The sequence below is a fragment of the Streptomyces sp. 8L genome (genome assembly GCF_020176795.1).
Classification (GTDB): Bacteria; Actinomycetota; Actinomycetes; order Streptomycetales; family Streptomycetaceae; genus Streptomyces.
Genome location: NZ_JAIUKE010000081.1, coordinates 1 through 20749, shown reverse-complemented (window position 1 = coordinate 20749; position 20749 = coordinate 1). Strand labels below are relative to the sequence as shown.

6 protein-coding genes are annotated in these 20749 nt (G+C 72.2%); all 6 read left to right on the top strand.

The window, feature by feature from the left end:
- Positions 1–106: 106 nt before the first annotated feature.
- Positions 107–778, top strand: coding sequence for a response regulator transcription factor (locus LCE31_RS08810; RefSeq protein ID WP_225013453.1), 672 nt, complete (start codon positions 107–109; stop codon positions 776–778).
- Between the two features lie 45 nt (positions 779–823).
- The gene (locus LCE31_RS08805; protein ID WP_225013452.1) at positions 824–2173 is read left to right on the top strand and encodes a sensor histidine kinase; all 1350 of its coding nucleotides are present in this window, start codon (positions 824–826) and stop codon (positions 2171–2173) included.
- A 130-nt stretch (positions 2174–2303) separates the two neighbouring features.
- A complete protein-coding gene (locus tag LCE31_RS08800) occupies positions 2304–3638 on the top strand; it encodes a serine hydrolase domain-containing protein (protein ID WP_308042230.1) in 1335 nt (444 codons plus the stop codon).
- A 44-nt stretch (positions 3639–3682) separates the two neighbouring features.
- A complete protein-coding gene (locus LCE31_RS08795; protein WP_225013449.1) occupies positions 3683–14182 on the top strand; it encodes a non-ribosomal peptide synthetase in 10500 nt (3499 codons plus the stop codon).
- 34 nt (positions 14183–14216) lie between these two features.
- Positions 14217–14423: an MbtH family protein gene (locus LCE31_RS08790; RefSeq protein ID WP_263631605.1), complete on the top strand. Its 207-nt coding sequence runs from the start codon at positions 14217–14219 to the stop codon at positions 14421–14423.
- A gap of 265 nt (positions 14424–14688) precedes the next feature.
- A partial coding sequence (locus LCE31_RS08785; protein WP_225013447.1) for a non-ribosomal peptide synthetase occupies positions 14689–20749 on the top strand: 6061 nt, incomplete at its 3' end.

Genomic DNA, 20749 nt, shown 5'->3' with positions numbered 1-20749 from the left:
TCGCGCCGCGCCTATGCTGGTGCCCGACTCAGTTCCACTTTCCCTGCACCATTCGGCGGCGCCTGTCCGTCAGGTGGCTGGCACGACCTAACGAGCAGGAGTCTTCATGCGCGTCGTGATCGCCGAGGATTCTGCACTCCTGCGAGCAGGAATGGCAAGGCTGCTGGCGGACGAGGGGATTGAGGTCGTCGCGTCACTGGGTGACACCACGCACGTACTGGAAGTCGTTCAGCACACGCGACCGCACGTGGTCATCATGGATGTCCGTATGCCGCCGACGCACACGGACGAGGGGATTCGGGCCGCTCTCGAAATCCAGAAGCTCGGGACCGGCGCCGCGGTCCTGCTGCTGTCCCAGTACGTGGAACCGACGTACGCGGAGGAGCTGGTCCGGCACGCCCCGGCCGGGACGGGTTACCTGTTGAAACAGCGGGTGGGGGACTTCGAGGAATTCCTTTCCGCTCTGCATCGCGTGCGGCGCGGGGAGACCGTCCTGGACTCCGACATCTTCAAGCAGTTCGTCGGCAGCCCTCGCGAGAAACGGGCCACCGAGTTGCTGACGCCCCGCGAACGCCAGGTGCTCGAACTCATGGCGACGGGGCTGACGAACAACGGCATCGTCAATCGCCTCCGTATATCCGAGCGCGCCGTGGAGAAGCATGTCACCGCGATCCTCAGCAAGTTGCGCATTCCGAACTCGGACGAGACACACAGACGGGTGCTGGCGGTACTGAATTATCTACGGGGGATGGAAAGGCTTCAAGGCAGAGCTGAATGATACCTGACGGTCCCTGATCCCGTGACATTTCCAACTCCTTATCGCGTGGCCGCCGGCCTCATCTACCTCTCCGTCGGCAGTCTGGTGGGTCTGTTGCTGGCCCCCTTGCTGCTGGCGTCGCTGGTGCTGCGCGCCGTTTCCTGGATCCTGCTCGTCGGGCTGCCTGCGGCGCTCGCTCTCGGTGCCCGGACGGTGGCCGCGGCGGCCCGGTGGGGAGCCGGCACCCGCCGCCGCCGGCCGAACAGTCCGCTGCGCGAGGTGCTGTGGCAGCTGCCGGTCCGGATGGCACGCCTGCGCGACGGCCTGTCGTTCAGCCTGCCGATGCTGCGGGCCGTCGCCGATCTGGAGCGGCTGCTCGCGCACTCCGTCGTGGGCGAACCGGGGCAGGCGGACGGCCCGTACCGCAGCGCGGCCGAGGAGCGGGAGTGGGAGTACCGGTCCGCGGAGGCGAGCTGGAACGACCTCGGGTACCTCGGCCTGCTGCTGCTCGGCACCGTGTGGCTGCTGCCGCTGGCCGCCCTGGCGGTTCCCGTGATCACGTTCGTCGTCGCCCTGCCCGTCGGCCCGCCCCAGCAACTGGCTTTCGGGCCCGGGAACACCCTGTTGGTGACAGGCCCGGTCACCCGCCTGTCGGTCGCCGTCTCTTCCGTGGCGTTCTTCTCCGTACTCATGGGGCTGTTGTTCTGGATGGGCAGGATGCGTGCCCGGATGGTGCGCCGCATTCTGAGCCGTATCGACGAGACGGAAGCGCAGCGGAAGGAAGAGGCGGCCGAGCGCCAGCGCATCGCGGCCCTGCGCGTGAACGACGCCGACTACCGCCGCCTGGAAAGGGATCTGCATGACGGTGCGCAGGCCCGGCTGGCCGTCCTGCTCATGCGTCTCTCCCAGGCCCAGCACCGCCGCAAGAACGATTCCGGTTATCTTTCCACGCTCGTCGACGAAACCCATGAGGAAATCAGCAAGGCCCTGGACGAGATACGTGATCTGGTGCGCGGGATCCAGCCGCCCATCCTGAGCGACCGCGGCCTCGACGCGGCTGTCACGGCATTGACGGAACGTTTCCACGTGCCCGTCACGGTGACCAGTGGTCTCGATCGGCGCCCGGATGTGAACGTGGAGTCGACGGCTTATTACATTGTCGCCGAATGCCTGGCCAATACCGTGAAGCATTCTTCTGCCACGCACATCCACGTCAGCCTGGAGGAGCACGAGAGTTATCTCGTCGTCTCGGTGACGGACGACGGCGCCGGCGGCGCCTCCGTAACGGCCGGCACGGGGCTGCGCGGGCTGGAGGACCGGGCCGTCGCGCTCGGCGGGCGCTTGGACGTCAGCAGCCCGCCCGGCGGCCCGACCACGGTGACGGCCACTCTCCCGTGGTCGACGCATGCCTTCTGAGCTGCGTTCTTTCCTCACGCTGAAAGACCTTGCCCTCCAACGAACATCTGATCGACCATGGGTTGGTACGGCTAGCCGCACCCCTCATGGTGCGGGTAGCCGTACCCGAGGAGTTCAACAAGGGGGAGACGTGGAACTGGGTCTCGTGTCAGCGAGATTGCGTGAAATGACGCACGATCACTCTGTGCCCGGGGCTCAGTTGACGGTCTGCCATGCGGGCAGCACCCTCTCGGCGGTCTCCGGTGTCACCCGCGTCGGCATGACGGATCCGGTAACCGCAGAAACCGCTTTCGCGTTCGGCTCGGTCACCAAGGTCTTCACGGCCACGCTGGTGGCCCAGCTCGTTTCCGAAGGCGATCTGGAATGGGACGACCCGGTCGACGAGTACGTGGCCGAGTTCGACGGAGCCATGGACGAGGCTTTCTCCTCCGTCACCCTTCGGAACCTGCTCAGCCACACCGCCGGGCTGGTCGCCGACCACGAGCTGGAGGATTTCGACGAAGCCTCTCTCGCGCGTTACGCGGCGGGCATCGCGTCCACCCGGATCCTCCACGAACCAGGCCATTGCTTCTCGTACTCGAATTCGGGATACAACGTCCTGGGCCGCGTCATCGAGGCGGTCACCGGCATGAAGTGGCAGGCCGTCCTGGAGAACCGGCTCCTCCGGCCGCTCGGCATCGATCCGGTCTTCGTCCACGGACCCCTCGGGCAGCGCGCCCTCGCCGACGGTCACGCCGTCCGGCCAGGAGACCGGCGCACGGCCCGCCCTGTCGGCCTCTTCCTCCCCCGCAGTTGGGCCCCGGCGAGCGGGCTCGCCGGCAGCGCCGACGACCTGGTCGCCCTCGCCACGCTGCACCTGGGCAGCCATCCGGACTCCGGTGCGCTGCTGCCGGCGAAACAGCGCACCGAGATGGCTGCCAGGACGCCCGGCGCCGACGCCTTCGGCATGGCCGACGGATGGGGTCTCGGCCTGGCCCACTACGCCTCCCCCGACGGGCCCTGGCTCGGGCACGACGGAACCGTCGACGGCGGCACCGCCCACGTGCGGTGGCAGCCCGCCGGCGACACGGCCGTCGCCCTGACCACGAATGCCACGACCGGTACCCTGATGTGGTCGGATCTCGTCGGCACACTGCGCGAACTCGGTCTCCCTGTCGGTGACTACCACCCCGGGGCCCCCGGCACGCCGGCTCTCACCTCCGCCCTCGAAGGCTTTACCGGTGACTACCGCAACGGCGACACCGCCTTCTCCGTGCGCCTCCACCGTGAGGACACACTGCGCCTGACGGACGCCACCGGGCTCACGGCCGACCTGGCCCTCCATGACGACCTGGGCTTCACCGCCCGGCGGACGGACACCGACACCGCGCCCTACACCGGCCGGTTCGTCACCGACCCCGCCACCGGCGACGTCACCCTCATGCAGCTCGGCGGCCGTTCCGCCCGGCGGACGACGACGCTCTGACACACCGCCACACCGCACACCGACGCCGGTCGAGGGCCTACGTCGTGCACTCCCCCTGCGCTGCATCTTTCCGTTTTCTCCCTGCCGGCTTCCGGACCCCTGCCCTGGCACTCTGCGCCGGAAGCCGCCTTTCCTGGAGGTACAGACGTGGCTCGCGCCGACGTTCCGGTGAACCGGTCAGTCCCGGACCGGACCAAGTTCTGGCGGGACCGGCTCGACGGCGTCCTGCCCCTGGAGCTGCCGGCCGCCCCGCCGCGCCCGGTCGCCCGGGCGGCCCCCCCCCCCCCCCCCCCCGGCCGCCCCCCCCCCCGCGCGGCCCGCGGCCCGGCCCGCGCCCCCCCCCGGCCCCGGCCCCCCGCCCCCCCCCGTGGGGGGGGGGGCCGGGGGGGGGGGGGCGCCCCCCGGGGGGGGGCCGGCCCCCCCCCCCGCGCCGGGGGGGGGGGGCGGCCGCGACCGCCACCCACGAGTGCGCGCTCGCGGCCGGCGCGGCCTCGGCCCTGGCCGGCCTCGCGCACGGTCACGGCACCTCTCCCACCGCGGTGCTCGCGGCGTCCGCTACCGCGGTGCTCGCCCGCTACTCCGGGCAGGAGGACATCGCCCTCGGCACGGTCTCGCCGCGCACCGGCCACACCGTCGTCCTGCGTACCGAGGCCGACACGGCGGCACCCTTCAGCAGTCTCCTCGGTGACACGGCCCGCGTACTGGACGAGGCGCTGGCGCACGACGGTGTCCCGTTCGCCGAACTCGTCGACGCGCTCGCGCCCCAGCGCGATACCAGTGTCACTCCCTACATCCAGGCCATGGTCACCGTGGTCGACGAACTTCCCCCAGGCCAGCAGGACTTCGATCCGCTCGATCTTTCCGTGGAGATCAACACAGCCGGACTTCGCATCCGTGTCCGCTACAACACCTCCCTCTTCGACGAGGCAACCGTGTCCAGGCTCGCCGGGCACCTCGTGACCCTGCTCGACGGTGCCGCCGCCGATCCGGCGCTCCCGCTCAGCGCGCTCCCGCTGCTCACCGAGGACGAGTTCGCGCACGTCGTGCACGACTGGAACGACACCGCGCGGGACATGCCCACGGGCACCTTCCCCGAGCTGTACGGGGCCTGGGCCGCCGCGCGTCCCGACGCGACCGCCGTCATCGACGAGGACGGCCGGGTCACGTACCGCGAACTGGACGAGCGCGCCAACCAGATCGCCCACCACCTCATCGAACGGGGCGCTGAACGCGACCAGTTGATCGGTCTCTGCGTCGAGCGCGGCGCTTCCATGGCCGCCGGCCTGCTCGGCATCATGAAGGCCGGCGCCGCCTATCTGCCGCTCGACCCTGCCTACCCCGTCGACCGGCTCGCCTACATGCTCCAGGACTCGGACGCCCGCATCGTCGTGACCCAGAGCGGGCTGCGCGACCGGCTGCCGGACACCGACGTCGTCGTCGATCTCATCGAGGACAGGGCCGCGGTGGCAGCCCAGCCGGTCTCCGCCCCGGACACGGCGCCGGTACCCGACGACCTCGCGTACGCCATCTACACCTCCGGCTCCACGGGCCGCCCGAAGGGTGTGCTCGTCTCCCACGCCGGCATCGGCAACCTGGCCGCCGCGCAGGCCGAGGCGTTCGAGGTCACTCCCGACAGCCGGGTCCTGCAGTTCGCCTCCGCCAGTTTCGACGCGGCGTTCTGGGAGGTGTGCATGGGCCTGCTGAACGGCGCCGCACTCGTCATGGGCTCCAAGGAGACCCTCGCTCCCGGCGAGCCGCTGGCCGCCTACGCCGCCGCGCACGGTGTCACCCACGCCACCCTGACCCCCGCGACCGTGGCCGTCCTCCCGGAGGGCCGCGGCCTGCCCGCCGGGGCGACGCTCGTCGTCGCCGGTGAGGCCAGCACGGCGGACCTGGTCGCCCGCTGGTCCCGGGGACGGCGCATGATCAACGCCTACGGGCCGACGGAGACGACCGTCTGCGCCACCATGAGCACTCCGCTGAGCGGCGCGACCGTTCCGCCGATCGGCACCCCCATCCCCAACTTCCGGGTGTACGTCCTCGACGACGCCCTGCGCCCGGCCCCCGCAGGGGTACGCGGCGAGCTGTACATCGCCGGCGCGGGTCTCGCGCGGGGATACCACGGACGGCCCGGTCTCACCGCGGAACGCTTCGTCGCCAACCCCTACGGCGTCCCCGGGGAGCGGATGTACGGCTCCGGCGACATCGCCCGCCGGCGCGCCGACGGCACGCTGGAGTACCTGGGCCGCGCCGACGACCAGGTCAAGGTCCGCGGCTTCCGCATCGAACTGGGCGAGATCGAGAGCACCCTCGCGCTCCATCCCGAGATCGCCCAGGCGGTCGTCGTCATCCAGAACACCAACCTGGTGGCGTACGTCTCCCCGTCCGGTGAGCACCACCCGTCCCCGGAGGCGCTGGGCGCCCACCTGGCCGACGTGCTGCCCGCCCACATGGTGCCCGCCACGATCGTGGTCCTCCCCACCCTGCCGCTCACCGCGAACGGCAAGGTCGACCGCAAGGCCCTGCCCGATCCCGCCACCCTGCGGGACGCCGCTGGCGCCGGCCGCGAGGCCCCTCGCAACGCCGTCGAGGAGACTCTCGCCGGTGTCTGGTCCGAGGTCCTCGGCATCGAGGACATCGGTGTCCACGACGACTTCTTCGCCTTCGGCGGCAACTCGATCCTCGCCGTTCGCGCCGTCTCCCGGATGCGCTCGGCGCTGGGTCTCGCCCTGCCCCCGCGCGTGCTGTTCGACAGCCCGACGATCGCGGAACTCGCGGCCTCCGTCACGCCCTCGGAGTCGACGGGCGAGACCCCCATCCCGACCGTGCCCCGCGACGGGGTCCTGCCGATGTCGCACGGCCAGCAACGCCTCTGGTTCCTCCAGGACTTCGAGCCGGAGAGCACCGAGTACCACACCGCCACCGGCCTGCGCCTGACCGGCGCGCTCGACGTGGAGGCCCTCGGTGCCGCCGTGCGGGACCTGACCGCCCGGCACGAGTCGCTCCGCACCACCTTCGGCGTCGTCGGCGGCCAGGGCATCCAGGTCGTCCATCCCCAGCTCGCACCCGACTGGCGTACCGAGGACCTCACCGGCATCGCCGAGGACCTCCGCGAGGACCGGCTGCGGGAACTCGCACGCACCGAGACGAACCGCCCGTACGACCTGACGACCGGGCCGCTGGTGCGCGTCCTGCTCGTCCGGGTGGGCGACGACGAGCACGTGTGCGTGCTCGGCATGCACCACATCGTCACGGACGGCTGGTCGCTGGGCGTCGTCACCCGCGAACTCGGCGAGCTGTACGCGGCCCGCGCCGAGGGGCGCGCGCACCGGCTGCCCCCCACCCCGGTGCAGTACCCGGACTTCGCCGCCTGGCAGCGCGGCCGTCTCGAAGGCGGCGGCCTGCTCGACCGCCACCTGGACCGGTGGCGCGAACGCCTCACCGGGATCACCCCGCTGGAGCTGCCCACGGACCGGCCGCACCCGGCGGTGCGCTCCTCCGCCGGCGCCGTCCACACGTTCCCGGTTCCCTCCGCCACCGTCGTCGCGCTCAAGGAGCTGGCGCACCGGCAGGGCGCGACCCTCTTCATGGCGCTGACCGCCGCCGTGAAGGCGGTCTTCGCCCGCTGGTCCGGACAGCAGGACATCGCGGTCGGCACCGCTTCGTCGGGCCGGGACCGGAGTGACCTGGAGGACCTCGTCGGCTTCCTGGTCAACACGGTCGTCCTGCGCACCCAGGTCGACCCCGACCTGTCGTACGAAGGGCTGCTCGCGCGGGTCAAGGAGACCGCTCTCGACGCCTTCGCCCACGAGGACGTGCCCTTCGAGCGCGTTGTCGACGCCGTCGGTGCCGCGCGCGACACGAGCCGCACTCCCCTCGTGCAGGCCATGGTCGTCCTGCAGAACGCCCCCGGCGACCGGGTCCGGCTGCCGGGCCTCGGCACGTCCGGCTACCAGGTGCCGCGCGAGGCCGCGCCGTTCGACCTGACCATCGAGTTCTTCGAGACCGAGGGAGAGCTGACCACCCAGGTCGGCTACAGCACCGCGCTGTTCGACGAGGCGACCGTCGCCCGGTTCGCCGGGCATCTGATCACCCTGCTGGCCGCCGCGACGGCGGAGCCCGGCCGGGCCCTCGCCACCCTGCCGATGCTGCCGGACGCCGAGTACGCACAGGTCCTGCGCGGCTGGAGCGGCGCCCGCGCCGAGACTCTGGCCGGCACCTTTCCGCAGCTGGTGGAGGCGAGTGCGCGCCGCCGTCCAGGGGCGCCCGCCGTGGAGGACACGCACAGCGTCCTCAGCTACCGGGAGCTGGACGAGCGGGCCAACCAGCTCGCCCACCACCTCCGTTCCCTCGGCGCGGGGACCGGCACGTTCGTCGGCCTGTGCGTCGAGCGCGGGGCGGAGACGATCGTCGGCCTTCTCGGCATCATGAAGTCCGGGGCCGCCTATCTGCCGCTGGACCCCGGCTATCCGGCCGACCGGCTCGCCTTCATGCTCAACGACTCGGGTGCCCGTGTCGTCGTCACCCGCACCGAGTCGGCCGGGCGTCTGCCGGACACCGGCGCCGTCGTCGTGGACCTGACCCGGGACGGCGGGACACTGTCCGCACTGCCCACCACCGCACCCGAGCACGGGCCGCGCCCGGACGACCTCGCTTACGTCATCTACACCTCGGGTTCCACCGGCACCCCCAAGGGCGTCCTCGTCCCGCACCGCGGGATCGGCAACCTCGCCTCCGCCGAGATCGAACGGCTCGACGTCACGGAGGACAGCCGCGTCCTCCAGTTCGCGTCCTCCTCCTTCGACGGCGCCATCATGGAGGTCCTGATGGCGCTGCCCGTCGGCGCGACACTCGTCCTGCCGCCGCACGGACCGCTCGTCGGTGAGGCCCTCCAGCGCTTCCTGGCCGAACGCCGCATCACGCACACCCTCCTGGCGCCCTCGGCCGTGGCCACGTTGACGCCGGACGGCCTGGACGGACTGCGGACCCTGGTCGTCGGCGGCGAGAGCAGCACCGGCGACCTTGTGGCCCGCTGGTCGGCAGGCCGACGGGTGATCAACGCCTACGGACCGACCGAGTCGACCGTCGTCGCCGCCATGAGCACACCGCTCGCCGGCTCGGCGGTGCCTCCGATCGGCACCCCCTTGGCCAACACACGGATCCGGCTGCTCGACGCGGCTCTCCAGCCCGTCCCCGTCGGCGTGCACGGCGAGCTGTACATCGCCGGCCCGCACCTGGCCCGCGGGTACCACGGCCGACCGGGTCTGACCGCCGAGCGTTTCACCGCCGATCCGTACGGTGCCCCCGGCGCGCGGATGTACCGCTCCGGCGACGTGGCCCGCCTGCGGCCGGACGGCGCTCTGGAGTACCTGGGCCGCGCCGACGACCAGGTCAAGGTGCGCGGCTTCCGCATCGAACTGGGCGAGATCGAGACCGCGCTGGGCCGGCACCCGGACGTGCGGGACGCGGTGGTGGTCGTGCACCGCGACGAGTCCGGCCGGGCGCGCCTGGTCGCCTACCTGGTGGCCGGCCGCGAGCTGGCCACGGGCGAACTCCGGACGCACCTGGCCGGCTCTCTGCCGGACTACATGGTGCCCGCCCTGTATGTCCCGCTGGAGCGCCTCCCGCTGACCCCGAGCGGCAAGGTCGACCGGCGCGCGCTGCCCGAACCGGACGCGCTGGCCACGCGGCCTGACACCGAGTACACCGCACCGCGCGACGGGCGCGAGGAGGCTCTCGCCGCCGTCTGGGCCGACGTCCTCGGAGTGGAGCGGGTCGGCGTCCACGACAACTTCTTCGACCTGGGCGGCGACTCCATCCTTTCCATCCAGGTGGTCTCCCGCGCCCGCCAGGCCGGGCTCCGGCTCACCTCACGGCTGCTGTTCGTGCACCAGAGCATCGCCGCTCTCGCCGGGGTCGTCGGTACCACCGAGGAGGAGGCGTCCGGCCCCGGACCGGACGAGGCCACGGGTCCTGTCGGCCTCACCCCCATCCAGGACTGGTTCTTCGCCGAACACACCGTCAACCCGGACCACTACGGCATGTCCGTCCAGGTCGAGCTGGCCCCCGGGACCGACGCCGCCCTCCTGGAGCGCGCCCTCGGCGCGGTCGTCGCCCACCACGACGCCCTGCGCATGCGCTACCGCCACGACGGCGTGCAGTGGCTCCAGGAGTACGGCGACGGCCCCGCTCAGCCACTGGCCGTGCGGGACCTGTCGGCTCTCGCCGACGACGAGGTGGACGCGGCCCTGCACGAGGCGGCCCTGGCGGCGCAGCGGTCCCTGGACCTCGCGAACGGCGCCCCGGTCAAGGGCGTCTTCTTCCGGCTCGCCCCGTCCCGGTCGCCGCGCCTGTTCCTCGCGGTGCACCACCTCGTGATGGACGGTGTGTCCTGGCGCGTCGTGCTGGAGGATCTGGCCACCGCGTACGCGCAGCTCGCCGAAGGCCGGCCGGCGGACCTCGGGGTGAGGACGAGCAGCTACCAGCAGTGGGCGCGCCGCCTCACCGACCACGTCCACTCGGGTGCCCTCGACCACGAACTCACCCACTGGCAGGAGGCATCCGCCACGGTCCGCCCCCTGCCCCGCGACGGGCAAGAGGGCCCGGACGGCGGGAGCCACACCTTCGGTGAGGCGCTCACCGCCTCCGTGCGCCTGGGCGGTGCCGAGACCGAGGCCCTGCTGCAACGTGTGCCCTCCGCCTACCGCACCCACGTCAACGACGTCCTGCTGACCGCGCTCGGCCGCGTGCTGCGTGGGTGGGCGGGCGAACCGGTCACCGTGGCCCTGGAGGGCCACGGTCGCGAGGAACTTTTCGACGACGTCGACCTGTCCCGTACCGTCGGGTGGTTCACCACCATCCATCCTGTCGCGTTGGACGTCCCCGACGGCGACTGGGGGCACGCCCTGAAGTCCTTCAAGGAGCGGCTGCGGGCCGTTCCGGGACGGGGCATCGGACAGGGTGCCCTGCGGTACCTGTCGCGGCCGGGCAGCCCCGCGCACGCCGCCCTCTCCGATGCCCCGCACCCTGAGATCAGCTTCAACTACCTGGGCCAGTGGGACGGCACCACCGACAGCGACGGCCTGGTGCGCGCGCGGCTGGAACCGCTCGGTGCCGACCAGGCTCCCGAGCAGCCCCGCCCGCACCTCATCGACATCGTCGCCGCCGTCAGCGACGGCGAACTGCGCGTCGACTGGATCTACTCCCCCTCCGCGCACCGCACCGACACCGTCCAGGAACTCGCCGCCGCGTTCCTCGCCACCCTGCGCGACGTGGTGGACCACTGCCTGCGCCCCGAGAACGGCGGAGCGACGCCGTCCGACTTCCCTTTGGCCGGGCTGGACCAGGGCGGGGTCGACCGGATCGCGGGCGACGGCCGCGACATCGAGGACATCCACCCGCTCACGCCCATGCAGAGCGGCATGCTCTTCCACACCCTGTCCGACCCGGACGCCTATGCGGAGCAGATGACCTTCGAACTTGACGGCGTCACCGATCCGGTGCTTCTCGCGCGCGCCTGGCAGTGCGTCGCCGACCGCGTCGGCGTGCTGCGCTCCTGCCTGGAGTGGCAGGAGACCGAGCGACCGCTGATGGTGGTCAGGCGCCGTGCCCCGATGCCGGTCACCCACCTCGACTGGCGCGCCCTGCCCGCCGCGGAACGCGACGCGGCGGTGGACCGGTTCCTCGCCGAGGACCACGCCCGTCCGTTGGACCTGTCCACCGCACCGCTGATGCGGCTCGCGGTCATCCGCCTCACCGACACCACCGTGCGGCTGGTGTGCGCGTTCCACCACATCCTGCTCGACGGCTGGTCCACCTTCGACGTCCTCGCCCAGGTCCACACCGCGTACGCGGACCTGGCCGGCGGCCGGCAGCCCGCACTGCCCGCGCGCCGCCCCTTCCGGGCGTACGTGGACTGGCTGGAGCGGCAGGACCTGGACGAGGCCGAGGCGTACTGGCGCGAGGCCCTGGCCGGCTTCGCCGCGCCCACCGCGCTGCCCGTGCTCCGGCACACCGCGCCCGGTCACCGCACCGGCTCCACCGGGCGGCTGGTGCGGCGCCTGTCGCCGGACGCCTCCCGCGAGCTGTTCGATTTCGCGCGCAGGCACCGGCTCACCGTCAACACCGTGCTCCAGGGTGCCTGGGCGCTCCTGCTGGCCCGGCACTCCGGGCAGCGCGACGTGGTCTTCGGCGCCACCGTCTCCGGCCGTCCGGCCGGTCTGCCGGGCGCGGATTCGATGATCGGCATGCTCATCAACACCCTGCCGGTCCGCGTGCGCGTCGACGACACGGCGCCGGTCGCGCTCTGGCTGACAGAGGTGCAGCGGGCCCAGGCCGAGGCGCGTCAGTACGAGTACGTACCGCTGCCACGCATCCGGACGTGCAGCGCCGTGGAGCAGGGCGACGATCTCTTCCGCAGTCTGGTGGTCTTCGAGAACTACCCCATGGACGACAGGTCGGCCGCCGCCCGGGGGCTGCGGGTGCGGGGACTCGCCGGCACCGAGGCCACCAACTACCCGCTCAACCTGATCGCCTACGCGGGCGACGAGCTGGCCTACACCCTCGCGTACGACGCCGAGCTGTACGACGAGGAGACCTCCGCCCGGCTCTGCGACCACCTCCAGACCCTGCTCGCCTCCCTCGCAGCCGCCGATGAGGGCACGCCGGTCGCGCGGGTGGCCATGCTCCCCGGCGCCGAGGCGGAGCTGACCCTGCGCACCTGGAACGACACCGCTCACGAGCTGCCCCCGGCGTCCGTGCCGGAGCTGTTCGCCGCCAGGGCCGCAGAAGAGCCCGACGCAGTCGCGGTGGTCCACGAGGACGAGACGCTGACCTACCGGCAACTGGACGCGCGGGCCAATCGACTCGCCCACCACCTCGCCTCCCTGGGCGCCGGCCCCGAGGTCCGCGTCGGCCTGTGCCTTGAGCGCGGTGCGCGCACGGTGACCGCGCTGCTCGCGGTGCTCAAGGCCGGCGCCGCATACGTCCCGCTGGACCCCGACTACCCGGCCGACCGGCTCGCGTTCATGATTGACGACGCCGGGGTGGAACTGCTGGTGACCGAGGGGAAGCTGCGCGAGAGGCTGCCCTCCTCCGGTGCCCGCGTCGTCGACCTCGACCGGGACGCGCAGGCGATCACGGCCAGGCCCGACGGCGCGGCCCCCGTGACACACCAGGCCCCGGACGACCTGGCGTACATCCTGTACACCTCCGGCTCGACGGGTGTCCCCAAGGGCGTGCTCACCCCGCACCGGGCCGTGGTCCGGCTGGTCCACGGGACGACGTACACCGACATCGGTCGGGGTGACACGGTCGCGCAGTTCGCCTCGCTGTCCTTCGACGCCTCGACGTTCGAGGTGTGGACGGCGCTGCTGCGCGGTGCGCGGCTGGCCGTGCACCCGCCCCACCTGCCCACGACGGCCGGGCTCGGCCGGTTCCTCGCGCAGCACGGTGTCACCCATCTGTGGCTCACCGCGGGCCTGTTCCACCAGGTGGCCGATGACGACATCGGTGTGTTCGCCGGGCTGCGTCAGTTGGTCGCGGGCGGGGACCGGCTCTCCCCGGCACACTGCGCGCGGGTGCTGGAGGCCCATCCCGCCCTGCGGCTGACGAACGGGTACGGCCCCACGGAGGCCACCACGTTCACCACTACGCACGACCTGCGCGACGCGCTCGGCGCCGGCTCGGTGCCCCTGGGCTCCCCGCTCGCCAACACCCGGGTGTACGTGCTGACCGCGTCCCTGGAGCCGGCGCCCGTGGGCGCGCCGGGCGAGCTGTACATCGCGGGTGCGGGGCTGGCCCGCGGTTACCACGGCCGGGCCGGGCTGACGGCGGAACACTTCGTCGCCGACCCGTTCGGGGCGCCCGGCGCGCGCATGTACCGCTCCGGGGATCTGGCGGCCTGGCGGGCGGACGGCACGGTGGAGTTCCTCGGGCGCGCCGACGGGCAGGTGAAGATCCGCGGCTTCCGGGTCGAGACCGGCGAGATCGAGGCCGCGCTCGTGACCCATGCGGGCGTGGGCGACGCGGCCGTCGCGGCGCACACCGATCCCGGGACGGGGCGTACGGTCCTGGTGGGCCATCTGGTTCGGGCCGGCGGTGCTCCGTTGCCCGAGGCCGCGGAGCTGCGCGCCCACCTGGCGGCGACGCTGCCGGAGCACCTGCTTCCCGCGGCCTACACCACCCTGGACGCCCTGCCCCTGACCCCCAACGGCAAGGTGGACCGGAAGGCGCTGACCGCTCCGCGGCAGCGGCTCGCCACCGGCACAGCGTACGAGGCAGCGAGGACGCCCACCGAAGAGGTGATCGCCGAGGTCTGGCAGGAACTCCTGGACGTCGAACGGGTCGGCATCCACGACACCTTCTTCGAACTCGGGGGTGACTCCCTACTGGCCCTGCGGACGGTCTCGCGGCTCAACTCCCTCTTCCGTACGGACATGTCGCCGCGAGCGATCTTCGACCGGCCGACGGTCGCCGAGACCGCCGCCGAGGTCGAGGGCCTCATCCTGGCCGAATTGGAGGCCTCCGCCGCCACCAACCCCTGACCCGCCCCTCCCCTTCACCACCGAAAGGCTCATCATGTCCAACCCCTTCGAGAAGACCGACCGCTCCTACGACGTCCTTGTCAACGAAGAGGGCCAGCACTCGCTGTGGCCCACCGGCACCGCGGTTCCGGCCGGCTGGGAGACCGTGCACTCCGGCGGCTCCCGCGAAGAATGCCTCGCCTACGTCGAGGCCCACTGGACCGACATGCGTCCGCGCAGCCTGCGCACCGCCGGCGCCTGACACCACGCTCCCGACTCCCCGGCCCGTGCTCGCGGGGAGCCGGTCCGGGCCGACGCGGGCCCGGGCCGGCCGGGGCCTGCCGGGGGCCGGTCGCGGACGGTCGATGCCCCGGCGTCGACACACCGCGGCCGAGCACTCGCCGGTGCGGGCCTGTGCGCGCTCCCTGGGCGGTGCACCCGGAGCCGTACGTCGGCCGTCGCCTCCGGCCGGGCCCCAGACCCACTCGTCACCTCACTGACCTGCATTCTTACGGGGGATTTCGTACATGAACACGCCGTCGTCCCACGCGGACCGGATAGCCGCCCTTCCCGAAAACCTCCGCGCCGCGCTCGCGCAGCGCCTCGCCGGCCGCGGCGCGGCCGACGTGGCCGCCGCGGCACCGCTGGTGCCGGCGGTGGGACGCGACGGCGACCTGCGCATGTCCTTCGGGCAGGAACGCCTCTGGTTCCTGGAGGACTTCGCGCCGGGCAGCACCGACTACCACTCGGCGCTGCCCCTGCGGATCACGGGCCGCCTGGACGAGGCCGCGCTGCGCGCCGCCGTCGGCTCGCTGGTGGCCCGCCACGAGGCGTTGCGCACGACGTTCGACTCCCGGGACGGCGTGGGCGTACAGGTGGTGCACGAACGGCTCGACCCCGACTGGATGACCGTCGACGCGGGCAGCGAGGAGGCCGCACGGGAGGCCGTACGCGCGGAGATGGCCCGCTCGTACAGCCTGCGGACCGGCCCGCTGGTCCGTGTCCTGCTCGTGCGCCTGCCGGGCGACGAACACCTCTGCGTTCTGGGGATGCACCATGTCGTCACCGACGGCTGGTCCCTGGGCGTCATCGCGGGAGAGCTGGGCGAGCTGTACACCGCCGGGACCGAGGGCCGCCCCGCGCGTCTGCCCGAGGTCGCCATCCAGTACCCGGACTTCGCCGCCTGGCAGCGTGAGCGCATGACGGACGGCGACCTCCTCGGCCGTCATCTGGCCTGGTGGCAGGAGCAGTTGAAGGGCATCGCACCGCTGGAGCTACCCACCGACCGGCCCCGGCCCGCCGTGCGTTCGTCCGCCGGAGCCGTGTACGCCTTCGACCTGCCCGGGGACGCCCTCACCGGTCTCAAGGACCTGGCGCGTGAGCGGAACGCGACGCTTTTCATGGTACTGACCGCGGCCGTCAAGGCGGTCTTCGTCCGCTGGTCCGGCCAGGAGGACATCGCTGTCGGCACCTCGTCCGCCGCGCGGGGCCACAAGGACCTGGAGCAGCTCGTCGGCCTCCTGGTCAACACCGTGGTCCTGCGCACCCGGGTCGGGCTGGACCTGACGTTCAACGAACTGCTGGACAGAGTCAGGGACACGGTCCTCGACGCGTTCGCCCATGAGGACGTTCCGTTCGACAAGCTCGTGGAAGCGGTGCACCCGGAGCGGGACCCCAGCCGCACGGCGCTGGTGCAGGCTACGGTCGTCCTCCAGAACACACCGCCCGACACGCTGACCCTGCCCGGTGCGACGGTCTCCCCGTATCCGCTCGACCGGGAAGCCTCGCTGTTCGACCTCACCTTCGAGTTCGAGGAACAGGAGGGCCGCCTGCGCGGCCTGGTCGAGTACAGCACCGAACTCTTCGACGCGGCCACGATCGCCCGGATGGCCGGGCACCTCAGGACCCTGCTCGCCGGTGCGGTCGACGACCCGACCCGGCCGGTGGCCGCGCTCCCGCTGCTCTCCGAGGAGGAGCGGCACCGGATCACCGTCGAATGGAACGCCACCGGCCGGCCGGCCGGCGACCGGGCGCTCATCCACGAGCGGCTGGCCGCCCAGGCCGCCCGCACGCCCGACGCGGTGGCGCTCATCGCCGAGGACGCCACACTCACCCACCGCGAACTCGACGAGCGCGCCAACCGGCTGGCCCACCATCTGGTCGCCCTCGGCGCGGGCCCCGGTTCGCTGGTCGGGCTCAGTGTCGGCCGGGGCTCGGCCATGGCGGTCGGTCTGCTCGGCATCCTGCGCGCGGGAGCTGCCTACGTTCCGCTCGATCCCGCGTTTCCGGGCGACCGGCTCACTTACATGCTGGCGGACTCGGGCGCCCGGATCGTGGTCGGTCAGGCCGCCGTACGCCACCGTCTGCCCAGCGTGGACGGCCTGCGGATCGTGGACCTGGACGCGGAGAGCACGACGATCGAGCGGCTGCCCGTCACCCCGCCGCCGGTCACGGTCGCCGCACACGATCTGGCGTACGTCATCTACACCTCGGGCTCCACGGGCAACCCCAAGGGCGTTGCCGTCGAGCACCGCAACGTCCGGCACATCCTGGCCGCCTGGGACGAGCAGTACGGGCTGGAGGACCTCAGGCTGCGTTTCCTGTCGGTGTCCAGCCTCTCCGTGGACCTGTTCTTCGCCGACCTCATCCGGTCCCTCCCGTTCGGTGGGGCGCTGATCATCGCCTCCAAGGACGTCACCACGGAGCCGTCCGCGCTCCTCGACGTGATCGCCCGGACCGGTGCCACGGGCCTGGAGATCGTGCCGTCGCTGCTCAACGCCGTGTTGCAGGAGGTGGAACGCCGGGGCGAGGCGTTCCCGCCACTGCGGCTGGTCTCCGTCGGCTCCGAGGGCTGGCGCGTGGAGGACTGCCGCTCCCTGCTGCGACGGATCAGGCACGACTGCGTCGTCGTCAACGCGTACGGCGGGACCGAAGCCACCGTCGACTCCACGGTGTTCGTACCGACCGAGGAGGGCCTGCGCCACAGCGTGTACGTGCCCATCGGCCGTCCTCTGCCCGGCACCCGTGTCTATGTGCTGGACGCGCACAGGAACGTGGTCCCGCAGGGCGTGCCGGGCGAGCTGTGGATCGGCGGGCAGGGCATCGCCCGCGGCTACCACGGCCGCGCGGATCTGACCGCCGAGCGGTTCACCGACAGCCCGTTCGTACCGGGAGAGCGGCTCTACCGGACCGGGGACCGGGCGCGGTGGCTGGCCTCGGGGAACCTGGAGTTCCTGGGCCGTGCCGACGACCAGGTCAAGATCCGCGGGTTCCGCATCGAACTGGGTGAGGTGGAGAGCGCCCTGCTCACCCATGCCGAGGTGCGGGACGCGGTGACGCTGGCCTGGCAGGACGACGCGGGCCGGCGGCGCCTGGTGGCCTATGTGGTGACCGAGGGCGCCGGGGCGGACGTGCGTACTGCCGACCTGCGCGCCCATCTCTCCGGGCGGCTGCCCGACTACATGATCCCCGCGGTCTTCGTCACGCTGGACCAGCTTCCCCTGACCCCGAGCGGGAAGGTGGACCGGCGCTCACTGCCCGAGCCCGACGTCCGGGCCGTACGGCCGGGCGGCGAGTACACCGCACCGCGCGACGCCGTGGAGGAGATCCTGGCCACGGTCTGGGCCGATGCCCTCGGCGTCGAACGCGTCGGCATCCACGACAACTTCTTCGACCTCGGCGGAGACTCCATCCTGTCCATCCAGGTCGTCTCCCGTGCCCGGCAGGCGGGGCTGCTCCTCACGTCGAAGCTCCTCTTCCTCCACCAGAGCATCGCCGCCCTGTCGGGTGTCGTCACCGCCGTCGACGAACCCTCTTCCGCCGCGCCGGCGGAGGTCTCGGGGCAGGTCGAACCGACGCCGATCCAGCGGTGGTTCCTCGACGAGCACACCGTCGACCCCCACCACTACGCGATGTCGGTGCACCTCCGGCTCGCGCCGGACACAGACCCCGATGTCCTGGAGCGGGCCCTGGACGCGGTCGTCGCCCACCACGACGCCCTGCGCCTGCGCTACACCCGCAAGGGCACCGAATGGATCCAGGAGTACGGCGACCGTCCCACGCACGTCCTCTCCGTGCGGGACATCGGCGGTGCCGAGGACACCGAGCGGGCCCTGGACGACGCCGCGCTGGAGGCCCAGCTCGCCCTTGACCTGTCCACCGGCACCCTGATCAAGGGCGTCTGCATCCTGCTCGGCGGCGACGAGGCACCCCACCTCTTCCTCGCCGTCCACCACATCGTCATGGACGGTGTGTCCTGGCGCGTCCTCCTCGACGATCTGGCCGCCGCCTACGACTCGGCCGCCCGGGGGCGCCCCGTCGATCTCGGCGCCAAGACCAGCAGCTACCAGGAGTGGGCCCGGCGTCTGACCGCATACGTGCGCGAGGGCGGTCTCGACCACGAGATCGGGCACTGGCGCTCGGTCGACCCCGGCCATGCCCCCGCCCTCCCCCTCGACCGCCCGGCAGGCCGCAACGTCACGGACGCGGAGCAGACCGTGGAGGTGCGCCTCGGCGACGAGGAGACCGAGGCCCTGCTCCACCGCGTCCCGTCGGTCTACCGCACCCAGATCAACGACGTCCTCGTGGCTGCCCTCGGCCGCGCCCTCGCGGACTGGACGGCATCCGACCGCCTGGTCCTCGGCCTGGAGGGGCACGGCCGCGAGGAACTCTTCGAGGACCTCGACCTGTCACGCACCGTCGGCTGGTACACCACCCACTTCCCGGTCGCCCTCACCCTTCCCGGCGGCGGCTGGGACGTGATGGTGAAATCGGTCAAGGAGCAACTGCGTGCCGTCCCCGGCCGCGGCCTCGGCTACGACGCGCTGCGGTTCCTCTCCCTGCCCGGCAGCCCCGGCCACGTGCTGCGCTCCGACCCGCTGCCGCCGATCAGCTTCAACTACCTGGGGCAGTGGGAAGGCACGACCACACAGGACGGTCCGATCCGCGACCGCCTCCCGGCCCTCGGCCAGGACCACGCCCCCGACGAACTCCGCCCGTACCTGCTCGACGTCGTCGGCATGGTCGAGGATGGCAGCCTCGGCTTCACCTGGATCTTCTCCGGGGAGGTCTTCGACCGGTCCACGATCGAGGGGGTGGCGCGCGCGCACCTCGCCGCGCTCCGGGCCCTGCTGGAGCACTGCCTGGATCCGGCGAGCGGCGGTGCGACCCCGTCCGACTTCCCGCTCGCCGGCCTGTCCCAGTTCGCGGTGGACCGGATCACCGGTACCGGCCGGGACGTCGAGGACGTCTATCCGCTCACGCCCATGCAGAGCGGCATGCTCTTCCACACGCTCGCCGAGCCCGGTTCCGGTGCGTACTTCGAACAGATGAGTTTCGTCCTGGACGGCGTGAGCGAGCCGGCCCTCCTGGAACGGGCGTGGCACCACGTCACCGACCACCTGGAGGTCCTGCGCGGTGCGGTGGTGTGGGAGGGCGTGGACCGTCCGCTGCTGGTGGTGCGCAGGCACGCCGATCCGGCAGTCGTCCATCTCGACTGGCGTGACATGAGCACCGACGAGCAGGCCGAAGCGCTCCGGCGTCACCTGGCCACGGACCGGGCACTCGGCATCGATCTGTCCGCCGCCCCGCTGGTGAGGATCGCCGTCGCCCGTACGTCCCGGACCTCGGTCCGCGTGGTACGCACCTCCCACCACGTGCTGCTGGACGGCTGGAGCACCTTCCAGATGCTCGACGAGCTGACGGCGGCCTACCAGGCACTACTGGCCGGCGAGCAGCCCGCGCTGCCGCCGCGGCGGCCCTTCAGCGCCTACGTGGCGTGGCTGGAGAGGCAGGACCTGACCGAGGCGGAGGCGTACTGGCGCGCCCTTCTCGACGGTTTCGAGCAGCCGACGGCGCTGCCGTACGACCGCCGCCCCACCGCGACCCACCGTGCGCAGTCCGGCGAACGGCTCGTGACCAGGCTCTCCGCCGACGCCTCGCGACAGCTCTACGACTTCGCCCGCGCCCACCGGCTGACCGTCAACGCCGTGCTCCAGGGGGCCTGGGCCCTGCTGCTGTCCCGGTACGCGGGCGAGAGCGACGTCGTCTTCGGCGCCACCGTCTCCGGCCGCCCCGCCGACCTGCCGGGCGCCGACTCCATGGTCGGCATGCTCATCAACACCCTCCCCGTGCGCGTCGGCGTCGACGGGGACGCCCCGGTCGGCGACTGGCTGGCGGACGTACAGCAGGCGCAGGTGGAGGCGCGGCAGTACGAGTACGTGCCGCTGCCGCGCATCCAGGGCTGGAGCGGCGTCGAGCGGGGCACCAACCTCTTCGACAGCCTCGTCGCCTTCGAGAACTTCCCCGTCGACGGAGACACCGGACCGGCAGGCACGGGCGTCCGCCTGCACGGGCTCGAAGGCGCCGACGTCACGAATTTCCCGCTCAATCTCGTCGCGTACGCCGGGGAGGAGCTGGCGTACGCCCTGGCCTACGACCCCGAGCTGTTCGACGCGGACAGCATCGAGCGGATGGCCCGCCACCTGGGCGCCCTGCTGACCAATATGGCCGCCGCACCCGACCGTCCGGTGTCCGCCGTGCCCATGATGGGTGAGGGTGAGTGGGGGCGGGTGGTCGGTGAGTGGGCGG

What these genes read in the sequence shown, in the direction of transcription:
- LCE31_RS08810 (WP_225013453.1), top strand. Translation starts at nt 107, where the DNA reads ATGCGCGTCGTGATCGCCGAGGATTCTGCACTCCTGCGAGCAGGAATG.
- LCE31_RS08790 (WP_263631605.1), top strand. Translation starts at nt 14,217, where the DNA reads ATGTCCAACCCCTTCGAGAAGACCGACCGCTCCTACGACGTCCTTGTC.